Below are 22,074 nucleotides of genomic sequence, written 5' to 3'. Positions count from 1 at the left end.
CAACCGCAGGCGTTTGAGGGCGCTTCGCGCCCGAAGGCTGGCGCGAAGCGCCTGCCTTACTTCTTGCGGAGGATCATCGCCAGGTTCCAGGTGACGATCTCGCGCAGGCCCGGGATGCGCAGGATCGCCCGGCCCCAGTCGGGCAGGTAGCGCGGCATCGCGTCGACGATCTCGACATCCATCCGGGTCTTCGCCCACGCGAGGGCGTCGGTGACGTAGACCGGGAACAGGCTGCTGCCGTAGACGTTCTTCGGCGGGTGGCCGCGCAGGCGCTCGAACCGGGCCGCGGCGCGGTGGCCGCCGAGGTAGTGCCAGGGCGCGGTCTCGTGCCCACCCCAGGGCGACAGCCACGAGGTGTAGCTCAGGAAGATCAGCCCGCCCGGCTTGGTGATCCGGACCAGCTCGCCGCACATCTTCCACGGGTCCGGGACGTGCTCGAGCACGTTGGACGTGTAGGTCAGGTCGATCGAGCCGGTGCGGAACGGCATCTCCAGCGCGCTGCCGCGGACCCGCCCCGGGACCTCGATGCCGGCCGCGCCCATCTCGGACACGTCGGGCTCGACCCAGTAGTAGCGGGCACCGGCGGCCATGAAGGCCGACCGGAAGTAGCCAGGGCCGCCGCCGACGTCGAGGACGAGCTTGCCGGCGATCGACGTGTACCGCTCCAGCTGGCGGACCGAGTCGGCCGCGATCAGGGAGTAGAAGCCGGCCGGGTCCACCGGCTCCTTGCGGTGGGCCAACAGGAGCTTGGCCGAGCGCTGCAGGCCCCAGCCGGGGTATGGCAGCGCGACGACCGGCGGGTCCTCCGGCGCTACCTGGGTCTTCAGCTCGGCGGCGGCGCCGGCCTCCTCGACCGGGGCGGCCGAAGCCGCGCCGGACCATGCAACGGGCACCGTCTCAGGCATGCGGGCGACGATAACACCGCTTCTGTGCCCGGTTCGTGGCCGGCTGCCTCGCGCCGCCGACATGATCGTTTCCGTGGTCGCCTCGCGGGAGGGCGTCAGCCGTCGGCGGCGGCCAGCCGGCTGACGGGGAGCCGGTCACTGACCAGGCGGATGTCGTCGTCGCGGACGGTGCGCAGGGCCGCGAGGTAGTCGGCCCGGGCGATCTCGACGGCGCCGAGGGTGCGCAGGTGGTCGGTGGCCAGCTGGACGTCGTGCAGCCGCCCACCGGCGGCGGCGAACCGGGCGTCCAGGTCGAGCAGGGCGACCTTGGACGCGTCGGTGCGGGCGTGGAACATCGACTCGCCGACGCAGACCCCGCCGACGAGGATGCCGAACACCCCGCCGACGAGCTCGTCGCCGTCCCAGACCTCCAGGCTGTGCGCCCAGCCGAGCGCGTGCAGCCGCGCGTAGCCGGCGCGCAGCTCGTCGGTGATCCAGACCTCGGCCCCGGTCCGCCGGCAGCGTTCCACCACCTCGTCGAACCGGCGGTCGAGCGTCGTCGTCCAGCCACACGACCGGGCCCGGCGGCGCAGCGAGCGGCTCGCCCGTACCGTCCCGGCGGGGATCACGGCTCGCGGGTCGGGGCACCACCACGGCAGCTCGGGCATCCGGTGCCGCCGGCGCAGCAGCTGCGTGAGCCGCGGCGGCACTCCGGGCGGTAGGTCCTCGCTCGGCGGCGGGAGCGGCCACGGGAAGACGCCGGCCCGGTACGCACCGATCAGCGCCGCCGGGGTGGCACCGCCGCCGATGACGACCGGGCCGTCCGACGGGCCCGTCGTCAGAGGCAACGTGTCCCACCAGCTCGGGCCAGGCGGGCTGGGCCGCGCGGTCAGCGTCACCGGTGCGCGGCCGGCGGTTCGCCGGCCCGGCCCGGGACGGCCGAGAGCAGCGCCGTGATGTCGACGGCCGGGCTCGGCTCGCCGATCAGGAAGCCCTGCGCGAGGTCGCAGCCGAACTCGCGCAACAGGTCGAGCGCCCGCCCTGTCTCGACGCCTTCGGCGACCACCCGCAGCCCGAGCTGATGCGCGAGGTCGATGGTCGAGCTGACGATCTTGCGGGCCACGTCGTCGCACTCCAGCCGGCTGACGAACGACCGGTCCAGCTTGAGCACGTCGACGGGGAAGTCGCCGCCCAGGTAGCCGAGCGTCGAGTAGCCGGTGCCGTAGTCGTCGAGCGCGATGCGGACACCCTGGTCGTGCAGCTGGCGCAGGACGGCGGCGGCGCGGGTCCGGTCGAGCATCAGCGTCGTCTCGGTCAGCTCCAGCTCCAGGGCGTCGGCGGCCAGGCCGTGGCGGGCGAGCAGGCCCTCGACGTGATCGGGGAACGCGGCGTCGAGCAGGTCGGTGGCGGAGATGTTGACCGCCGCCGTGACGTCCAGGCCGATCTCCCGCCAGTACGCCAGCTGGGTGCAGGCCCGTTCCAGGACGGCGTTGGTCAGCGAGCTCATCAGCCCCGCGTGCTCGGCCAACGGCACGAACGACGCCGGGGTGAGCAGGCCGCGCTCCGGGTGGCGCCAGCGCGCCAGGGCCTCCACCGAACGGACGCGGCCGGTGGCGATCTCCACCTTCGGCTGGTAGTGGGCCTCGATCTGATGCTCCCCGATGCCGACCCGCAGCGACTCGGTCATCGTGAACTCGAGCAGCGGGTCGAGCGCCTCCCTGGGGTCGAAGTGCTCGACGCCGGTGTGATGCCGCTTGGCCGTGTACATCGCGATGTCGGCCCGGGCGAGCAGCTCGTCGGCGTTCGCCGCCTGTTCCGGGTAGATGGCGGTGCCGATGCTGGCCGTGACCGCCACCGTCAGCACGTCGACCCGGAAGACGTCGGCCAGCGCCGCGCGCACCCGGTCCGCGACCAGCTGGGCGCCGACGCTGTCGGTCCGCTCCAGCAGCACGGCGAACTCGTCCCCGCCGAGCCGGGCGAGCGTGTCCCCGGGGCGCAGCGCCAGGGCGATCCGGGCGCTGACCTCGGCGAGCAGCTGGTCGCCGACGCGGTGGCCGAGCGAGTCGTTGACCAGCTTGAACCGATCGAGGTCGAGCAGCAGCAGGGCGAGCGGGCGGCCGCTGGTGTCCGCCCCGGCGATCGCCGCGCGCAGCCGCTCGTCCAGGCCGCGCCGGTTGAGCTGCTGGGTCAGGTGGTCTGTGTGGGCCTGCTCCTTCGACTCGGCCAGCCGCTGGACCTCGCGCAGGCTGAACGCCGCGCGGCCGAGGCCGGTGACGAGCGTCGCCGCGGCGAGAACCACCGCATACAGCGGCAGCTGTTCGGTCGCCCCGGCCACCAGGATGCCGATCGCGGTGAGCGTGAGCACCGACGGGACGATCATGATGGCCCAGCCGGTGGCCCGCACCCTGGGCGCCCGCGGCTGGCGTTGCCAGGCCGCGAAGGTCAGCATCAGCGCGGACAGCGCCCAGAAGGTGTCCGGCGGCCCGCCGGGGGAGAAGCCGCCGGAGACTGTCGCCTTCGATGCCATCGTCGAGTCGGCGGCGGCGAAGCACAGCAGGCCGCAGCCGAGCAGCCACCACACCCGCCCAGCCCGCCGGCCCAGGACGCCGAAGACGCTCACCACCAGCAGCACCAGCAGCAGGTCGGCGAGCGGGTAGATCAGCGCGACCACGACCTGGCCCGAGCTGAGCGCCGGGTCGTGGTGCTCCACCGCCTCCTTGAGCGCGCCGGTGAGCGCGGCGAACCCGAGCAGCCCGACCAGGCTGTCGAGCAGCATGCTCAGCGGCAGCCGCAGCACCCGGTGGCGCAGCAGGAGTACGACCGAGGCGTAGCAGGCGGGGTAGAAGGCGAGCCAGCCGATGTCCGCGACCGAGGGGGCCATCGTCAGCTGCTGGCCGTCGTGCAGGTGCTGGGTGAGGCTGAAGGCCAGCGTGGCGGCGCCGTAACAGGCGAGGCCGCCGCCGAGGATCGCCCAGGGCAGCCGGTCGCCGCGGACCAGTACCGCGCGGGCCACACAGAACCCGGAAGCGGCCAGGGTGAAGGTGTCGCGCAGTGGCCAGGCGACCGTCTTCAGGGCCGACCACCCGGCGAAGGAGGCGACGGCCAGCAGCCCGGCCGTCAGGACCATGAGCAGCTGGGCGACCCGGATCAGCCGGTACCTGCGCGACGGGGGCCCGACGGGGATCATGCGGGGTGCTCGCCGTCGCCCGCGTTCCGGTCGCGCCGCCAGCCGGCGCCCAGTGGACGGCGTGGCGTGAGCGGGCCAGGACGTCGGCCTGGCCCGCGAGCACCGGTCCTTGCGCCGGCGCCCGTGACGTGGCGCTGGACCTGCTGGCGGACCGGGTTCGACATGCCCTAATTGTCGCCCATTCAGATTCGTTCCAAGCCGCCGGTGTTCTCTGGCGACACCGGTCTGTGCCGGTGTTGGGATCGGTCTTCTTGGACTGAACCACGCGCCGTTCACGCGGCCGCACCGGCGGGGCCGCGGCGTCCCATCGGCGCCCGCCGCGGCATAGGTTGGGAGCAGGGACCACGTAACGCGGCCGGATCGTCCCGTCGCGACACGACCTCGTCGCGACACCCATCTCACCCCGACACTCGCCTCACCCCGACACCCGCCTCACCCCGACACCCGCCTCACCCCGACACCCGCCTCACCACGACTCTCGGCCCACCAAGGCGCCTGCCTGCGCAGGGCGCCCGCCGCACCGCGACTCGACCTCCCGTTGCGGCCTCTGGTCACGACACAGCGCGGTGTGGGCCGTGCGCACCGCCGGCCGCGGCCCGTGGTAATTCCGCGAGTTGTTCACGGTGTTCTTTGCCGAGTACCCCGAGTGACCGATTTCGTATTGCTCGTGCGTACTCGGTGAGGTGCGTTACTCAACCAGCGACTTAGGTCGCAACCGATGGGAAGGGCCACGCGCGGTGCGAATTGGACTCCAGATTCCCGACTTCACCTGGGCCGGCGGCCCGGCGCGCCTCGGCGCCGACCTCACTGAGATTGCCAGGACGGCCGACGCGGCCGGCTTCGACAAGCTCGCCGTGATGGATCACTTCTTCCAGATCGCGTTCGTCGGACCATCCGAGAACGACATGCTCGAGGCGTACACCACGCTGGGCTACCTGGCCGCGGTCACCGAGCGGGTCAAGCTGCTCACCCTGGTGACCGGCGCCGTCTACCGCCATCCCGGCGTGCTGGCGAAGACGATCACGACGCTGGACGTGCTGTCCGGCGGCCGGGCCTGGCTCGGCGTCGGCGCGGCCTGGAACGACGAGGAGTCCACGGCCCTCGGCATCCCGTTCCCACCGGTCTCCGAGCGGTTCGAGCGGCTGGAGGAGACCCTCCAGATCTGCCTGAAGATGTGGTCCGACGACGACAGCCCCTACACCGGCACGCACTACCAGCTCGGCCGCCCGTTGAACTCCCCGCAGAACCTCACCCGCCCGCACCCGCCGATCATGATCGGTGGTGGCGGTGAGAAGAAGACGCTGCGGCTGGTGGCCAAGTACGCCCAGGCCTGCAACCTCTTCGCCGGCCCGGACCTCGCCCACAAGCTCGACGTGCTGCGCGCGCACTGCGAGCGCGAGGGCCGGGACTACGACGAGATCACCAAGACGTCGTACTTCGAGTTCGACCCGGGCGAGGACGGCCAGAACGTCGGCGCGATCCTCGCCGAGCTGGAGCGGCTCGCCTCCCTCGGGATCCAGGAGGTCATCGGCCGGGTGGTCGACGTCTCGAAGATCCGGCCGCTGGAGATCATCGGCTCGCAGGTGATCCCACAGATAACCGACCTCTAAGGCGAGCAGCCGGGGGCGCCCACTACACCGCGGCCTGGTAAGGCGCGGCCTTCCTGTGCCTGCTGGCGGCCTTCCTGTCGGCCACCGTCCCCACCGCCCGCTCCACCACCCCGCGCCCTCGCCGCCGAGGCCCGTTCGCCGCCGACGCGCCCCTGGCTGCCCCCGGCACCTGACGTTCACCTTGTGGATCACGGGCCAGCCCTGATTCCAGGCCCACCAGCTCTCGGTGGGCTGGTCGCATGGGCGTTGCCGGGTGCGGGGCACCGGTGTGCGCAGGTGGTCGGCGGGCAGGTAGTACTCGGGTCGCTCAGTGTGGAGCCGGTTGACCACTCAGGGCGTGGGAACTGTGCGTGAAATTTGGGCGATCCGGAGCGGACCGGGCCGGAGTGCTAGCTTGTCGGGCGAGACGGGCGGCGCGACGGTGGGTCGGCCGGTGGGGTGATGCCAGGAGGTTGACCGCGCCACGAGGGCGCGTCGCAGCCGGACGGGAGTGCCCATGCGGCTGTTGATCGTGGAGGACGACGACCGGGTCGCCGCGGCCCTGTCCGGCGTGCTCGGTCGCCACGGCTTCGACATCGTGCGAGCCAGGACCGCCGCCCGCGCGCTGGACCTGATGCACACCCGGCCCGACCTGGTGCTGCTCGACCTGGGCCTGCCCGACCGGGACGGGTTCGAGGTGTGCGGCCGGATCCGCAAGGTGTCCAACACGCCGGTGATCATGGTGACGGCCCGCGCCGACCTCTCGGCCCGCATCCACGGCCTCTACCTCGGTGCCGACGACTACATCGTCAAGCCCTACGACCTGCGGGAGCTGATCGCCCGCATCCACGCGGTCGTCCGCCGCTCCCGGCCGGACCCGCTCGCCGCCGCCGACGGGGAGGCCGGTTCGGCCGGCGGCGGCCGGGCGGACGGGCTCGCGGGGGACGGCGTCGGCGACCTCCCGAACGCCGCCACGGCTGTGGGCCGCGTGGTCGAGACCCGTGGCCTGCGCATCCACCTGGACAGCCGGGAGGTGACCGCCGGCGACGGGCGGGTGCTCGCGCTGACCCGCAAGGAGTTCGACCTGCTCGCCGAGCTGGCCCGGGCGCCGGGCGTGGTTTTCCGGCGCGAGCAGCTGATCAGCGAGGTGTGGGGCTCGTCGGTGCAGTCGGCCTCGCGCACCCTGGAGGTTCACGTCGCCTCGCTGCGCGCGAAGCTCGGCGATCCGTTCGTCGTCCAGACGGTGCGTGGGGTGGGGTACCGGCTGTCGGCGGCGGGAGCTCCCCCGCCGCCGCCCGTCAGGACGGGCGACGACGCGGCGCGTCAGTCGGGTGACACTGCGGGCTACGGCCTGCCCGGCGCTCCCGTCGAACGGCTGGTCCGGGACGCGGGCGCCGCGGCCGGCGTCGTGGACGGCGGCGCCGGAGCGGACCACGGCGTGGATGACGGCGGCGTGGACGCGAGCGTGACCGGGCTCGCCACCGCGGCGAAACGACCGCGGCGAGCCTGAGCGACCGGTGCGTGCCCGGCTGCTCGTGATCCTCCTGGCGCTGATGGCGACGGCGTTGGTCGTGCTCGGCGTCCCCCTCGCGCGCAGCGTGGCCGAGGGCCTGCAGCAGACGATGTTCTTCGACCGGCTCGGCGACACCAGCCGGTTCGCCGGCCTGGCCGGGCAGAATCCCGGCCCGGACGGCAACCGGACGCTGACCGACGAGCTGGTGCGCTACGACCAGGTCTACGGCATCACCGCGGCCGTCTACGGCCGTGACTCGTCGGTCCGGGCCGCGTCCCGCCCCACCGTCCTGGCGACCGACCCGCGGGTGCGCCAGCAGCTGAACGCGGCGCTGCGCGGGCGCAGCGGCGAGGATCCCGCGCAGATCTGGCCCTGGCAGCAACGCCCCCTGGTGATCGCCGAGCCCGTGCTGTCCGGTGGCGACGTGATCGGCGCGGCGCTGACCGTCTCGCCGACCGACCGGCTGCGGGGTGAGGTACTGCGCCGCTGGCTGCTGCTCGGGCTGGGCGAGCTGGCGGCGCTGCTGCTCTGCGTCGCGGTCGCGCTGCGGCTGACCCGCTGGGTGCTGGCGCCGATCAACAGCCTGGACGCGGTGACGCACGCGATCGCCACGGGCCAGCTGTCGACCCGCGTCTCCGACCGGGTCGGACCACCTGAGCTGCGCCGGCTGGCCACGTCGTTCAACGAGATGGCCGACCACGTCCAGGAGGTCATCTCCCAGCAGCGGGCGTTCGTCGCGGATGCCTCCCATCAGCTGCGCAACCCGCTGTCCGCGCTGCTGCTGCGGATCGAGAACATCGGGCTCGGCCTGCCGGCCGAGTGGCTCGACGAGCTGGAGGAGACGCGGACCGAGGGCAGGCGGCTGACCGAGGTGCTGGACGAGTTGCTCGCGCTGGCCCAGGCCGAGCACGCGGCGGCCCGGCCGGCGGTGTTCGACGTCGTCTCGATGACCAGGGACCGGCTCGCCGCCTGGCGGCTGGTCGCGGCGACCCGGCAGATCTCCCTCGCCCAGACCGGCCTGTCCGAGGCGATGGGCTACGCCGACCGCACGGCTCTCGGCAGCGCGCTGGACGCCGTCGTCGACAACGCGATCAAGTTCTCGCCGACCGCGTCCACCGTCGAGGTCGGGGTCACCCGCGCCGCCGACGCGATCAGGATCGTGGTGCGCGACGAGGGCCCCGGCGTCGCCGAGGACGAGCTCTCCGTCGTCGGCCGCCGGTTCTGGCGCAGCCCGCGCAACGTGAACGTCGGCGGCTCCGGCCTGGGGCTCAGCATCGCCAGCACGCTGCTGGGCGCCTCCGGCGGCGCCCTCTCGGTGGCCCTCGCCGAGCCGACCGGTCTCGCGGTGACGCTGAGCGTGCCGCGGCGCCCGGCCGACGACCTCGCCGCGTCACCGCAGCCGGCGAAGGTGCCAGCCTCCTGAGCCGGTCGCCCGGACGGCCGGGCCAGCCGCCGGGCGCGGGCAGCGGGTATGGTCGGGCGGTCATGCGGCGGTTGCGACGCCCGCGCCCGGGCGGCTGGTGGTCGCGCCGCCGTCTGCTCGTCGCACTTTCCGCGGCCCTCGTCGTGGTCGTCGCCGCCACCCTCGGGTCCGTGGCGGTGAGCCGTAACGGCCAGCAGCGCCAGTATCGGCGCGGGAGCATCGTCATCCTGACCGGTGCCACCAAGGGCATCTACTACTCGTACGGTGTCGCGCTCGCCGCCGCGATCAACCGTCGGCTCGACGGTGTCGAGGCGGAGGCAATGGCGACCACCGCCTCCGTCGACAACGTCCGGCAGGTGGCGCTCTCGCCCAACGTGTTCGCGTTCACGGCGGCCGACGCGGCCTCGGCCGCGGTCGCCGGGCGCGCCCCGTTCGACCGGCCCGAGCCGATCCGGGCGCTGGCCCGGATCTACGACGACTACATGCACCTGGTCGTCCGCGCCGACGGCCCGATCCACACCCTCGCGGACCTGCGGGGCCGGCGCGTCTCGATCGGCTCGGACGGCTCCGGCACGGAGCTGATCGCCGAGCGGATGCTGTCCGTCGCGGGCATCCCGGACAAGTCGATGGCCGTGAGCCGGCTCGGTTTCAACGAGTCGGTGGCCGCGCTGGAGAACGGCGGCCTCGACGCGTTCTTCTGGTCGGGCGGGCTGCCGACCGGGGGCATCACGGACCTGGCCGCCGTTACGCAGATCCGGCTGGTCTCGCTCGGCTCGCTGGCCGAGCAGCTCCATTCCCGGTCCGACCCGGCTTACCGCCCGGGCACCATCCTGGCCGACACCTACCGGCTGGCCGGCCCGCCGACCGACACCACCACCGTCGCCGTCCCCGACCTGCTCGTCACCCGGGCCGACACCGACGCGGGCCTCGTCGAGGAGGTCACCCGCATCCTGTTCGACGCGCGGGCCGAGATCGCCGCGCAGATACCGGTCGCCAACGCGCTCGACCGCCGCAGCGCGATCGCCACCTTCCCGATCCCGCTGGCCGACGGCGCGCTGCGGTACTACCGCTCCACGAAGGACTGAGCCCGCTGAGCCCGCTCCAGCCAGACCGCAGCCGCGCCGGCCCGTGGCTCAGGAGGCCGGGCGGCCGAGCCCGCCCGAGGGCAGCGGCGGCGGTGTGGCGTCGGCCTCCGAGCTCTCACGGGCCGGGACGCGGGCGATGGCATGGCGGACCAGCAGCGCGGTGGTGGCGGTGACGGCCATCGTCCCGGCCATCACGAGCGTGGTCACGCCGCCCAGCGAGACCAGCGGGCCGATCAGGCCGCCGAGGCCGAACTGGGACAGGCCGAGCAGGCCGGACACCGCGCCGGCCCGGGCGCCGTGCCGCTCCATCGCCAGCGCCGTGGTGCTCGGCATGATCATCGACACCGAGGCGACGGTGATGCCCAGCAGCACCAGCAGCACGGCCAGGGGCAGCCGCAACGAGGCGGCGAGGGTCATCGCCCAGGTGCCGGCCACCGCGGCCGCCAGCCCGACCGACAGCATCCGGCCCGGCCCCAGCCGGCTGACCAGCAGCATGTTCAGCCGGCTCGCCGCCGCGAGCCCGAGGGCGTTGGCCGCGAAGACGAACGAGAACGCCTGCGGCGACAGCCCGTGCCCGTTCTGCAGCACGAACGGGCCCATCGAGATGTAGGTGAACAGCATGCCGCCGCCGAGGCCGAGCACGGCGGTGTAGCCGACGGCCCGCCGGTCGCGCAGCACGGTCACCAGCTGGCCGGCGGTGGCGCGAGCCCCGCCGCGCACCCGGCGCGCGGGCGGCAGCGTCTCCGGGATCCCGAGCGCCGCCGCCGCGAGCAGCGCGCAGCCGATGAGCGTCAACGCGAGGAAGAGCCCGCGCCAGGACGTCACGTGCATCAGCTGCGCCCCGAGCAGCGGCGCGAGCACCGGCGCCATCGCCATGACCAGTAGCAGCAGCGAGAACACCCGGGCCGCTGCCGCGGTGTCGAACAGGTCGCGCACGACGGCCCGGGCCACCACGACTCCGGCGCCGCCGGCCAGTCCCTGCACCAGCCGCAGCGCCGCCAGCGTCCCGACATCCGGCGCGAGGGCGCACGCCACGGACATCAGGGCCCAGCAGGTCACGCCGGCCAGCAGTGGCCGGCGCCGCCCGAACGCGTCGCTGACCGGGCCGGCGACCAGCTGCCCCACGGCGAGCCCGACCATGCAGGACGTCATCGTCAGCTGGCCCAGCGAGGCGCTGATGCCCAGGTCCCGGGTCAGCGCGGGCAGGGCGGGCAGGTAGAGGTCCATCGACAACGGCCCGAACGCGGTGAGCGCGCCCAGGATGACCAGGGTGCGCAGTGGGACGGTACGGTCGGCCATTCTGAGCACCCTCCGGCGCGGGCTGGAACGGTTGGGCGCCTCAGCCTCACCCGCCCCGCGCGTGCCCGCGACCCGTTCCGCCCGCCTGGCCGGCCGCTGCGCACCCCTCGGCCCACGGCGGCCAGCCCCGCACAGGATGCGCGCAATCGGCTGGTATTGGGAGCGTGCCTAGCAGGACTGCCGGCCCAGCGGCACGCCAGTTCTACCGGCCGCTGGCGCCGCACGGATCGCCGTCTGGCAACGGCTGTACACCCGGCGTTCCCGCGCCAGCGCCTGCCTGCGTAGATCGCGGTGGCGTGGAACGCCTCTGCGCAACGCGGCCCTGGTCGGGACTGGGTCGGCGGCGCGATAGGTTCGTGGAAACAGTATTCTGGCGGATTTGGATGACGGTGTGACCACTTTTGAGGAAGACATACCCGGCTCATTGGCCAACGATCTTGGCGCTGCCGGACTTGTCGCGTGGGACATCGAGACGTCAGGACTTTCCTGGCAAACTGACAGGATTGGCACCTGCCAGCTATTCGCCGAGGGGTTTCCGCCTGCTGTGGTTCAGGTTGGGCTTCGCCGGCCGGAACGACTCATGGGTCTGCTGGCTGACCCGAATGTCGAGAAAGTCCTTCATCATGCTCCGTTCGACCTCCGCTTTATGATCTCGCAATGGAAGGTGAGTCCCGCATCGATTTCCTGTACGAAAGTGGCCTCCAAGATTTTGGAGCCGTCCGTCGGGAACGAGCAGCACAGCCTCCAGGCGCTGCTGCGGGAGAATTTTTCCGTTGATATTCTCAAGGGCGCGATCCGAGTGAGTGACTGGACTGCCAATGCTCTAAGTGATGATCAGCTTGAATATGCCGTAACGGACGTTATCTACCTTCCGGCGCTGCTGCGGGTACTTCGGCAGAGGCTTGTCACCGCCGGCCTCGCGGACCTCTACGCGCGCTGCTGCGAGTTCCTGCCTTCAAGAGTGTTTCTTGAGATCGGAGGCTACCCGGACGTCTTCTCGTACTGAGACCTCGGGGAAGGTCCCCCGGAGTAGGGTCGCCAGGACGATGATGAGAAGGGGATGTGCCCAGGAGGAACCGGCACCGCGAGCCTAGCGAGGATGCGTAGGTGCCACAGTGCCTCTGGGCCGTTTACTCGATCCACGGTCACCCTGGCGCGGCTGAAGTCCTGGCTGCGCACGTCGTCGACCAGAAGGTCTGGCAGCCACCCCAGCGGGAAGCCGGACTCCGTGGTCGTGAGCAGAGCTCGAGCATTGACCGGGTTGTCTGGTTCCTCCTCTAGGAGCAGGGAGCTTCCCGATCCGATATCGGCCAGGACTTGCTTGAGGTCATTTCGGTGAACTATTGCCCCCGAGAGGTGTCGGCCGATGATGTGGCGTACGCCGTGAACAAGAAAAGCGCATTCCATGAGGCCCGATGGATTGACGATGGGCTCTGGGAAGAGCTGTAGCGTGTCGCCCTCGCGGCGCCCTTCCGACCGGGATATCTGCTCCCATGGGGTTGCGTCGGCGTTGAGTCCGAGGCGGGTGACGTATCGCTGGTAATCAGGTCTGGCGGGATCCATGACGCGTTGTGAAAACAGTGGAAAAAGGCGTGTGGATGTGTAGGTGTCGCGAAGGTCCGCGAACCCGAGAAGAGGTCGAAATCCATCGACGTTTTTCACGTCTTCCAGATAGTGGAAGCCATAGCGCTGGCCGTCGAACGACAGGATTCCGATCGGCTGGATCAGGCGTCTTCCTGGGTGCTGCCAGGTCACCGCGAGACGGCGGGTGGAGGGCGTCGCGGCTTCCCCATCGCGGCGTGCGACTGTCGCACTACTGATAATCACGGAGCGGCCTCCCTCGGTTGATCTGCAGGACCTTGGTCGCGAATGTAGCGGCTGGGTGTGACAGTTTTGCCGCGCCCGTGACGATCGTGGTCTCGACGGTTGAGGTCACGGCAGACAGCTTGCCCAACCAGTGGTTCCGTACCTGCGGGCTGACCATCCGTAGCCCCGTCTGGGCGAGCTGGACCAGCGTGAGGGGCTGACCTGGTACGTGTTCGAATCGCCAGGCTGTGCCGCGCTCGACCCATCGCTCGACCCCGCCCGGTTGGAGTAGGTAGGTGGTCCTGCGAGAGTCCTGGAGGTTGTATCCGAGGCATCCCGCCTGGTCGTACGCTCCGCAGAGCCTTCGAGGCTCGTCCAGGGGAAACGGTGCTGTCGGAATGAGAACTCACAGTTCTCATCGTGCCGGTCCCGATTGGCGATCCACGCATCGAGAACCAGATAGCCGGCAAAAACATCAAATGCGGTGAAAGTGGACGGGCATGGCGAGTCTGGTGGGCAAAGTGCCCCCCTCGAGCGCCAATTTGATGTTGGTCAGTGAGTGTCCAGGACGGCCTTTGATCCCCTCCGCACCTGGCCTGTAGTCCGGCAGCAGCTCAGAGAGCAGCACCGCGCCCCCCTGCATCTCATAGGAGGGCGGACGAAGGTTCCGTGAGATGCAACCCGGCGCGCCATCGCGGACCGCTAGTTCGACCTCGGCGCAGGGGACTGTCAGGAGCCTTGCCAGGCGGCTCGCGACTTTCTCGCCCCAGTCCTCCCCATGAACGTGCCCATCCTTGATCGTGGGCGGCTTGTAAAGCCAACGGTCATCGGTTTCAGGGTGCCGTAGCCAGATCTTTTCGTCCTGACCGCCCGGCTCGTCCGCGACGGCATCCCACGACGTGACGTGGATGACGGGGTATTTGTCGCGGATCACGGTCGGAAGATTACATCCTAGTTTCGGCGCACTGGCCCGGCGGCGCGGCGCAGCGAGCGGTACATGAGCTGGCGGTCGCCCAGGCGGCGGCGCAGCGCTCGTTCGAGGCCCGCGATGGGGTAGAGGTTCTGCGGGGCTCGGCCGTCTTTGAACTCGTGCGAGGCGAAGCGCGGGAGCACGACCTGGCTGAGGTCGGCCAGCCCGATCGCGTCGGCCGCGGGCAGGCTCGCCGGGCACTCGACCCGGGCGACGCCGGCCCAGGGCGCCCCGGGCCTGCTCGGCAGGCGCAGGTACCAGGTGAAGCGGTCCCAGTTGGTGCCCATCATGAAGACCGGTGTGCGTTCGCCCGGTTCGAGCCTGCCAACCACCTCATGCTGGGGCGCTTCCAGGTACCGCGAGTGGTGCGTCTTGATGAAGCCGAGCGTGCGCGGCATGTGCGTCCTGCCCCGCAACGGGCCGTCGACGACAAGCAGGGCGCTCCGATCCGGGGCCGCGTCGCCGGGCTGGTCCGTCGGGTGCTCGGCGAGCCGCTGCCGGGGCCACGGCCCGGTCGGCCCGGCAGCGAACGGGTCGCCCCATGCCGGTTGGGCCTCGGTGTCGGAAGGCCACGCCGGCCCGTCGGCGAAGGAGTCATCCGGCGCTGGTCCGGCGCCGCCGTCCGGCCCGGGCCAGACTCGGCCGTCGGCGCCCGGGACCGTGGCGTGGCCGTGGCGCGCGCCGGCGGCGGTGGAGATCTCCAAGGTCGTCATGGCCTGTTGGATGGCGAGGTTCAGGCCGTTGGGGCCGTCGTCGGTGACCGGCCTGAACCGGTAGGTGCCACCCTGCGTGGCGATGTCACCGGCATGGCGCGCCGGGGTGAACAGGCCGCGTTCCACCCGCGCGGTCAGCAGGTGGGCGCCGAGCGCGCAGCTGCAGACGACGCCGCTGGCGAACGACGCGCAGACCGCCGGGACGGCCGAGGTCGCCCGGGTGTCGGCCGGCGCCAGGTCATGGATCCAGCCGCGGGCGTCCTCCCGGCGGACCCCGTCGACGAACAACACCGCCTCGGGCGCCGCGACGAGGCGGCCCCGGGCCGCCGGCAGCGGCACCGGCCGCCAGGCGGACGGAGCCTCCTCGACCCCGGCCTCGATCTTCGCCGTGGACTCCTTGAAGTCGTCCGTGACCGAGGTGCCGTAGCTCGGGTCCCAGGGGTCGATGCTGAACTGCATCCCACCCCTGGCGGCGACCGCCGCGAGGGCGCTCATGCTGTCTCCCGGATGACGGTGGAGGTGCGTTCGTCGCGGCTCACGGCGAACCGGACGGGGACCCGTTCGGCCAGCGCCTGGACGTGGGTCACGATCCCGACCATCCGGCCACCGCCGACACCGGCGCCGCCCGCGAGGTTCTCCAGCGTGCTCGCGACGGTGTCGAGGGTCGCGTCGTCGAGGGTGCCGAAGCCTTCGTCCAGGAAGATCGAGTCGAGCCGGGCGGCGCCGGCCGCGGCCATCGTCGTGAGCTGGGCGGACAGCGCCAGCGCGAGCGCGAGGCTCGCCTGGAAGGTCTCGCCGCCGGAAAGCGTCCGCACCGGGCGCTGGGAGTCGGCGTCGGCGTGGTCGACGACGATGAAGTCCCCGTCGTCGTGGGTGAGCTCGAACTGGCCGTTGGACAGCTCCAGCAGGGTCCGCGACGCGTCCTCGACCAGCAGGTCGAGCGCGGCGGCGACCAGCCAGCGCTGGAAGCGGTCCGAGCGCAGCAGCACGCCGAGCTGGTGGGCGATTTGCTCGGCCTCGCGGGTCTTCGCGAGCTCGGCGCGTACCCCGGCCGCCTCGGCGCGCCGCTCGGCGACCCGGTCGCGCTGCGCGCGGGCCCGTTCGAGCGCCGCCGACGCCGCCCGCGCCGCTGACTCGGTGACGAGGCCGGCTGTCGGAATGCTCTGCGCGGTGAGCAGCTCGACGAGCGCCTGGGCCGTCTCGTCCCTGGCCTGCCCGGCCCGGGTGACGGCGTCCGCGAGCGCGGGAAGGTGGTCGTCCCGGGTGGTCGCCTCGGCGGCCGCCCAGCGGGTCAGGGCCGTCCAGTCAGCCAGCAGGTCCTGGCCGCCGAGCGCGGGTGCGCCGAGCGCGACCACGGTGTCCCGGGTGCTGGCGAGCGCGGACTGGGCGGCGCGCAGCGCGTCCTGGGCGGCGCGCAGCGCTGCGTCGGCGGCGTCAGCCTCGGCCCGAGCGGCGCGCAGGCCCTCGTCGGCGGCCTTGGCGTTCGCCCCGAGCCGGTCCAGCTCGGTGAGGGTCGCCGTCACGTCCGCGGCCGACGGGAGACCGGTGAGGGTCTCGCGCAGCTGGGTGACCCGGGTGGTCAGCGACTCCAGCCGGCTCGCGGCGGTGCGCTCGTCGTGCAGGGCCGCGACCTGGTCGCGTTCCGCCCGCTCCGCGGTGCTCGCGGCCTGGGCGTGGGCGGCGGTGGTGGCGCTCAGCGCGTCGCGGGCGGCGGCGTCTCGGGCCGCGGCGGCGCCCAGCTCCGCGGATCGTCGCCCGGCGAGCTCGCCGGCCCAGCCGACGAGCCGTGCCCAGCTCGCGGCCAGGTCGACACCGAGCCCGTCCCCGCCCTCGGCCATGTCGCCGTCGACCAGGCCGGGCGCGCCGAGGCCGACCAGCGGGTCGCGGGCCTCGACCAGCTGGGCGCGAGCCCGGGAGCCGGCCGTCACCAGCGTGGCCGCGGCGTGGTCGGCGGCGTCCGCGTCGACCCGGGTGGCCGCCAGCTCGCGCGCCGCCCTGGCCGCCTCGTGCTTGCACCGGGTGACCTCGGCGAGCTGCGCGGCCACCTCGGCGGCGTCCTGGGCCGCGAGTGAGCGGCGCAGCTCGTCGACCCGGTCCACCAGCTGCCGCTGCCGCAGCCGGGTCTCGTACTCGGCGCGGCCCGCGTCCGCGGACCGGCGCTCCCGCGCGTCGAGGTCCTTGGCGGCGCGGTCCAGAGCGGACCGCGCGGCGGCGAGCGCCACCGGATGGCCGGCGGCCGCGGGCAGCGTGGCGACCGCCTGCTCACACACCGGGCACGGCTCACCCGCGACGAGGTGGGGGCGCAGGGCCGCCGCCAGGTCGGCGGTCTGTGCCTGCTCCAGCGCGGCCGCCGCCGCGGCGCGGGCGTGGCGGGCCGCCTCGACGGCGGCCACCGCCGCGCCGAGCCCGCGCCGGGCGTCGGCGTGCGCCGTGTCGGCCGCGGCCCGGGCCGGCGCTAGCCGGGTGAGCTCGTCGTGACCATCGCGGGCGCGTTCCAGGGCCGCCCGGTTGGGTGCCGCGTCGAGGGCGGCTCTCGCGTCGGTGTCGGCCTGCTCCGCCGCTCGCCGCAGCGCGCCGGACTCCGCGGCGGCACGCTGGGCGGCGCGCAGCCGCGTGGCCAGCTCGACGAGGCCCGGCGGCGTGCGGACGGCGGCCAGCCGGTCGCGCTCGGCGCGCAGCCGCGCGACCTCGTCGGCGACGGCCTGGGCCGCGCGGGCGGCCTCGTCGCGGGTGGCGGCACCCGCGTCCCGGGCCGCGCGGGTCTCGGTGACGGCCGCGGTGAGCCGGTCGAGGGTGGTCCGGGCGGCGGTGTGGGTCGCCTGTGCCCCGGGCTGGGCGGCCGCGAGGCGGGCCAGCTCGGCGTGGTCGCGGCGGGCCTGCTCCAGTGGGGCGCGGTCAGGCGCCGCAGCCAGGTCCGACCGGGCCGCGCTGTCGACCCGCTCGGCGGCCAGGCGGGCCGCGGCCACCGTGGCGGCGGTCGCGGCGGTAGCGGCTAGCCGGGTCGTCAGCGTGACCACGTCAGCCGGCATCCGGACCGCCGCGAGCAGGTCCCGCTCGTTCTGGACCCGGGCCAGCTCGGCCGTCGCCAGCTCGGCCGTCGCGGCCCGGGTGGCAATCTCGCCGAGCGCCGTGTCGACGCGGGCCACCACCTCGGCCAACGTGTCCACCCGGGCGGCGGCGGCCCGCTCCGCGTCCTCGGTGGCGTCCTGGTAGCCGGCGAGCTGCTTGTCGAGCGCCTTGGCGCCGTGCCCGCTGGCCCTGGCCTGGTCGTTCGCCGCCGCCCGGATCTCGTCGTAGACGCCGAGGCCGAGCAGCCTGGTGAGGATCTTCTGGCGGTCGGCCGGCTTGGCGTGCAGGAACTCGGCGAACTCGCCCTGCGGGAGTACGACGCAGGCGCAGAAGTGTTCGAAGCTGAGCCCGAGCAGGGTCTCGACCGCCCGGCTGACCTCGGAGTCCGCCGCCACGACCTCGGTCGGCGCGCCGGGAGCGGCCAGGCCGGCGGGGTCGGCCAGCCGCTCCAGCCGCGCGTTGCGCACCGTCACGCTGCCGTTGCCGAGCCGGCGTAGCTCCCGCGCGACGACATACCGGTCGCCGGCCGCGTCGAACACCAGGCGCACGGTGCCGCGCGCGACCGTCGGCGCCAGCGCCAGCGAGACCAGCCCGCGGTGGTTCCATCGGGGCACGGACCCGAACAGCGCGAAGGTCATCGCGTCGAAGACCGTCGACTTTCCCGACCCGGTCGGCCCGACCAGCGCGAAGTAGTCCGCGTCCGCGAAGTCCACCGCCGCCGCGTCCCGGAACGAGCCGAACCCGGCTATCTCCAGCAGTACCGGCCGCATCAGTGCCCCACCCCCGCCCAGCCCGGCCGGCACGCCGCCGCCACCAGCGGCGCGGTGTTCGGGCTAACCATCCCGCTCGGCTCCGACAGTTTCGTCGTGCAGCCGGGCGAACAGCCGCTCGACCCGGTCGTCGGCCACGTTCTGGCTGCCCAGGTACTCGTGGAACAGCTCGCCCGGTCCGCGCTGGCCGGTGGACGGGCGGCTCGGCCGGCCGCCGGCCGCCGCGGCCACCTCGGCGGCGAACTCGGGGTCGATCCGGACCTCGAGCGCGTTCGGCAGCACCTCCTGGACCTGCTCGCGCAGCCCGGCCCGCGCCGGCTCCCGCACCCAGACCCGCAGGTAGGCGTCGCCGTACTCGGCGGCCCGGTCGGCCAGCTCGGCCACCGTGCCGCGCACGGTCCGCAGCCGCCGGCCCGTCGTCACCGGGACGTCGACGCCGCTGGCCGGCGTGCCCGGCGAGGCGGTGACGACGCGGACGACGGGGGTGTTGTCCTGCTCGCCGAAGTCGACCGCGAGCGGCGAGCCGCAGTACTCGACCGGACAGGGCGCCGGCAGGGTCTGGCGGCGGTGCAGGTGGCCGAGCGCGACGTAGTGCGCGTCGGCGGGGAACGCGGTCGCCGGCACGTAGTAGTCGAAGATCGACTGGGCCAGCCGTTCGCCGCCGCCGAGCTGCCCGCCGGTGACGGTCAGGTGCGCGAGGACCAGGTTGACGGCCTCGTCGGAGAACCCGGACTGCAGGGCGGTGAGCAGGTCGCGGACCACCTGGTCGTAGCGGGCCGCGTTCTGGGCCGGGGTCTGGGTGACCAGCTCGGCGGCCCGGATCGCGAAGCGCTGCGAGAGGAACGGGAGCACCGCGACCCGGACCGGCTCGCCGGTGCCGCGGGCGTTGAACGCGATCACGCCGCCCTTGTCCGCCCGCCGGGGCGTGCCGACCATCGTGATCCCGGCCGCCCCCATCAGCGGCCGGTAGGCCTCGAACGCGCGCGGGTGGTCGTGGTTCCCGGCGATCACGATGACCTCGGCGCCGGTGCGCTGGAAACCGAGCAGTGTCTGGACGGCGAGCCGCTGCGCCTCGGCCGACGGGGCGGCCGAGTCGTAGACGTCTCCCGCGACCAGCACCGCGTCGACCTCGTGGTCCCGGGCGATGCCGACGACTTCGCGCAGCACCGCCTCCTGGTCGTCGAGCCGGCTGCGGCCCTTGAGGGACTTGCCGATATGCCAGTCGGACGTGTGCAGGAACTTCATGGCGACCGGTCCTTCGTGGCGCGGGTCAGAACGGTGCTCGTCGGAACGGTGCTGGTCAGATCGGTGCTGGTCAGATCGGTGCCGGTCAGAAGGGCGGCGGGTCGTCGTCGGGGTCGGGCAGCAGGGTGAACGGGTCGGGCCGGGCGGGTGTCGCCGGGCTCGCCGATCCCGTCGCGGTGGGGGAGCCGGCGGCCCCGCCGTCCGCGCTCTCCGACGGGCGGGTCGCCCAGGCGGGGAACGGGAAGGTCACCGCCAGCGGCACCGGGATCTCCGGCTGGGTGACGAACATCGTTCCGGGTTTCGCCAACGTGGCTCTGGCCCGCTGCCCGGGTGGCAGGAAGCCGTACTCCGGCCGGGACGCCTCGGCCGGGTCCAGCCGGCCGACCACCCGGATCGCGCTGTTGGCGATGATGCGCCGCTCGACCTCGCTCGCGGTCTGCTGCGCCCCGATCAGGATGATGCCCAGCGACCGGCCGCGTTCCGCGATGTCGAGCAGCACCTCCTTGATCGGGCTGGTCCCGTCGCGCGGCGCGTACTTGTTGAGCTCGTCCAGCATCGTGAACAGCAGGCCGCCGGGCCCGGCCTCCTCCTTGCGCCGGGTCTCCGCCGCCAGCACGACGCCGACGACGAAACGCTGGGCCCGTTCCGGCAGGTTGTGCAGGTCCACGACCGTCACCTGGTGATCGGCCGTGCTGACCCGCCGGCCGGGCGCGTCCGTGATGTCGGCCCGGATCAGCGGCCGCAGTGCCCGAAGGGACGATCGCAGCCGGCGCACGAACGCGTTCACGGTCCCGGCTCCGGTCGCCTGACCGGCCCAGCGGACCCGGGCGTCCTCGTCGTTGACGCGCTCGATGATGAAGTCGACGAGGTTCTCGTACGTCTTGAGAACCTCGCCCTCCAGCTTCACCGCGCCGTCGTCGCCGTAAGGCACCGCGTCCTGCCGCAGCCGGTTCGTCACCTGGTGGACGACCATCGTGTACTGCTGGCGGTCGTCCTCCGCGTCGGCGAAGACGTAGGGGAGCAGCTCGCCCTGGCAGAACTCCAGCGGCGTCCACCAGAACGCGCTCACCCCGGAGGTCCGCGTCGCCACGTTCGGCCGGCCGGTGGTGTCGGCGGGCATCGGCGGGGCGTAGAAGCCGGCGGACGCGAACGGCTCGGCCGGCAGGCCGAGCCGGTCGTAGACGTTGCGGATCTCGTCGGTCAGCCGGTTGTTCGGGTGGTCGAGGAACAGCAGGTCCTCGCCCTTGACCGAGAAGACCAGCGCCTTCGCGTTCACCGCGGCCCGGCCGAGCACCCCGCACCGGAAGATCGAGTAGAGCAGGAACAGCGCGAAGCTCGTCTTCGTCGCGACGCCGGAGATTCCGCTGATCGAGACGTGCGCGCCGCGGGTGCCGTCGAGGAACTCGAGGTTGACGTAGATCGGCGTGCCGTCGCGGCCGAGGCCGACCGGGACGCGCCGGTCCATCTGGTCGAAGTACAGTGCGGTCGCCCGCTCGTCCCCGGTCGCCCGGCGGACCAGCGCGCCGGGCCGCGGCGGGACGTAGATCTCTGGCTCGACCCGGGTCGTCGTCACCTCGGCGATCTCCTGCACCTGCGCGGGCAGCACGCCCTCGGCGATCAGGAAGACGTCCGAGTCGAAGCTAGCCCCCTCGTGCCGCGCCTCCACCTGGGTGACGACGCCGGCGGTCATCACCGGCCCGATGCCGGGAACCTGCCGGACCGTGACGACCACGTCGTCGAGCTGCAGGTAGCTGTCCCCGTCGAGCGCGACGTGGAACAGCAGCGGGGTGGTCTCCTCGGTGCCCATCACCCGGCCGACCGGAGGGCTCGACAGCGTGTCGGCACCTGGGGCGGCCGCCGCCGCGGCCCCGGGCGCGGCCCCGTTCGGCGTGGCGCCGCCCCGACCGCCGGTCTCTGTCACCGTCACCGGGACCGCACCTCCACCCCTGCTCGCTCGCCAGGCCACGCCGGTCGAATTATCCGGCTCGCGGGAGGACGCGCCCGATCTGCCTCGCTTCGGCGTGTCTCGACCCGCGCCGGCAGGGCGCGGACACGCTATGTCTCCCGCAGGCGGCCTTGCCTGGCGCGGGCGGCCTTGCCTGGCGCGGCGGCTCGTCGCTGCCCGCGAACGTCTTCCCTTGCCGAGTTCGACCGGGCAGCGGCCGACTGGCCAGGCGGCGCGACGGAGCTGCTGCGGCACCTCGCCGCAGCGGCATCCCCTGGCTCCCGCGACGTCCTGCGCATGCTCAGCAGCCGCCACCCGGACGCCACCGTCGCCCGAGCCAGCCGTACCGCGCTCCGCACCGGTCCCAGGCCGACGGCTGGGCGCGAGACGGGTCCTGCCCCGGAAGGGCGGACACCAGCACGCAGCCCGGCAAAGCGGCGACGCCGCTGAACCCACGCTCGGCGGATCGTGCGTCGCCGCCAGGCGCCATCGCGAGATTCGTGCCAGAACCGGCCCGAATTGGTCAGAGCGGCGCTGGCGCTGAAGGCCGCCGAGCCCGTGATCCTCGGCGGGTAC

The 22,074-nt window shown here is 73.0% G+C and carries 15 protein-coding genes; 5 read left to right on the top strand and 10 right to left on the bottom strand.

Features of this window, described 5'->3' with window-relative positions:
• Nucleotides 1-56: 56 nt before the first annotated feature.
• The 3 genes from FRADC12_RS08500 to FRADC12_RS08490 all read right to left on the bottom strand — a co-directional run bounded on the left by FRADC12_RS08500 (nucleotide 57) and on the right by FRADC12_RS08490 (nucleotide 4,071).
• Nucleotides 57-905, bottom strand: a complete 849-nt coding sequence (locus tag FRADC12_RS08500; RefSeq protein ID WP_232303678.1) for a class I SAM-dependent methyltransferase — start codon at nucleotides 903-905, stop codon at nucleotides 57-59.
• A gap of 95 nt (nucleotides 906-1,000) precedes the next feature.
• A complete protein-coding gene (gene aat / locus FRADC12_RS08495; protein ID WP_045876252.1) occupies nucleotides 1,001-1,783 on the bottom strand; it encodes a leucyl/phenylalanyl-tRNA--protein transferase in 783 nt (260 codons plus the stop codon).
• Complete coding sequence (locus FRADC12_RS08490; protein WP_045876251.1) at nucleotides 1,780-4,071, bottom strand: putative bifunctional diguanylate cyclase/phosphodiesterase; 2,292 nt, start codon at nucleotides 4,069-4,071, stop codon at nucleotides 1,780-1,782. The genes aat and FRADC12_RS08490 overlap by 4 nt, the downstream gene beginning before the upstream one ends.
• Before the next feature lie 737 nt (nucleotides 4,072-4,808).
• Here FRADC12_RS08490 and FRADC12_RS08485 point away from each other — a divergent pair.
• From FRADC12_RS08485 to FRADC12_RS08470, 4 genes are all read left to right on the top strand, one after another.
• Nucleotides 4,809-5,681, top strand: a complete 873-nt coding sequence (locus FRADC12_RS08485; RefSeq protein WP_045876250.1) for an LLM class F420-dependent oxidoreductase — start codon at nucleotides 4,809-4,811, stop codon at nucleotides 5,679-5,681.
• 496 nt (nucleotides 5,682-6,177) lie between these two features.
• Nucleotides 6,178-7,170: a response regulator transcription factor gene (locus tag FRADC12_RS08480; protein ID WP_045876249.1), complete on the top strand. Its 993-nt coding sequence runs from the start codon at nucleotides 6,178-6,180 to the stop codon at nucleotides 7,168-7,170.
• A gap of 7 nt (nucleotides 7,171-7,177) precedes the next feature.
• Nucleotides 7,178-8,596 carry a sensor histidine kinase gene (locus tag FRADC12_RS08475; protein ID WP_045876248.1) on the top strand — a complete coding sequence of 473 codons (1,419 nt, stop codon included), beginning with the start codon at nucleotides 7,178-7,180 and terminating at the stop codon, nucleotides 8,594-8,596.
• 62 nt (nucleotides 8,597-8,658) lie between these two features.
• Nucleotides 8,659-9,681: a TAXI family TRAP transporter solute-binding subunit gene (locus FRADC12_RS08470; RefSeq protein WP_052710766.1), complete on the top strand. Its 1,023-nt coding sequence runs from the start codon at nucleotides 8,659-8,661 to the stop codon at nucleotides 9,679-9,681.
• Between the two features lie 48 nt (nucleotides 9,682-9,729).
• Here FRADC12_RS08470 and FRADC12_RS08465 read toward each other — a convergent pair whose 3' ends face one another.
• Entirely contained in the window at nucleotides 9,730-10,980 is a 1,251-nt protein-coding gene (locus FRADC12_RS08465) for a multidrug effflux MFS transporter (protein ID WP_045876247.1), read from the bottom strand.
• 391 nt (nucleotides 10,981-11,371) lie between these two features.
• Here FRADC12_RS08465 and FRADC12_RS29380 point away from each other — a divergent pair, with 391 nt between their 5' ends.
• On the top strand, nucleotides 11,372-11,986 hold the full coding sequence (locus FRADC12_RS29380; protein WP_198152831.1) for a 3'-5' exonuclease family protein: 615 nt from the start codon (nucleotides 11,372-11,374) through the stop codon (nucleotides 11,984-11,986).
• Here the strand turns inward: FRADC12_RS29380 and FRADC12_RS29375 are convergent.
• The 6 genes from FRADC12_RS29375 to FRADC12_RS08435 all read right to left on the bottom strand — a co-directional run bounded on the left by FRADC12_RS29375 (nucleotide 11,962) and on the right by FRADC12_RS08435 (nucleotide 21,480).
• Nucleotides 11,962-12,807, bottom strand: a complete 846-nt coding sequence (locus tag FRADC12_RS29375; RefSeq protein ID WP_232303677.1) for a hypothetical protein — start codon at nucleotides 12,805-12,807, stop codon at nucleotides 11,962-11,964. The two genes, FRADC12_RS29380 and FRADC12_RS29375, sit on opposite strands and share 25 nt — an antisense overlap.
• Before the next feature lie 454 nt (nucleotides 12,808-13,261).
• A complete protein-coding gene (locus tag FRADC12_RS08455) occupies nucleotides 13,262-13,720 on the bottom strand; it encodes a hypothetical protein (RefSeq protein WP_045876245.1) in 459 nt (152 codons plus the stop codon).
• Nucleotides 13,721-13,737: 17 nt separating this feature from the next.
• Nucleotides 13,738-14,964 (bottom strand): hypothetical protein, encoded by a 1,227-nt coding sequence (locus tag FRADC12_RS08450; protein ID WP_045876244.1) that lies wholly within the window; start codon nucleotides 14,962-14,964, stop codon nucleotides 13,738-13,740.
• Entirely contained in the window at nucleotides 14,961-18,308 is a 3,348-nt protein-coding gene (locus tag FRADC12_RS08445; protein ID WP_045879265.1) for an AAA family ATPase, read from the bottom strand. Before FRADC12_RS08445 ends, FRADC12_RS08450 begins: the two co-directional genes overlap by 4 nt.
• A 63-nt stretch (nucleotides 18,309-18,371) precedes the next feature.
• Nucleotides 18,372-19,553: an exonuclease SbcCD subunit D gene (locus FRADC12_RS08440; RefSeq protein ID WP_045876243.1), complete on the bottom strand. Its 1,182-nt coding sequence runs from the start codon at nucleotides 19,551-19,553 to the stop codon at nucleotides 18,372-18,374.
• Between the two features lie 85 nt (nucleotides 19,554-19,638).
• The gene (locus tag FRADC12_RS08435; RefSeq protein WP_157488744.1) at nucleotides 19,639-21,480 is read right to left on the bottom strand and encodes an ATP-binding protein; all 1,842 of its coding nucleotides are present in this window, start codon (nucleotides 21,478-21,480) and stop codon (nucleotides 19,639-19,641) included.
• Nucleotides 21,481-22,074: the final 594 nt, after the last annotated feature.

Origin of the sequence: Pseudofrankia sp. DC12, from assembly GCF_000966285.1 — a bacterium.
In the GTDB taxonomy this organism is placed as follows: Bacteria; Actinomycetota; Actinomycetes; order Frankiales; family Frankiaceae; genus Pseudofrankia.
The sequence above is the reverse complement of the archived record's forward strand: the minus strand, read 5'-3'. Positions and strand labels throughout refer to the sequence as shown.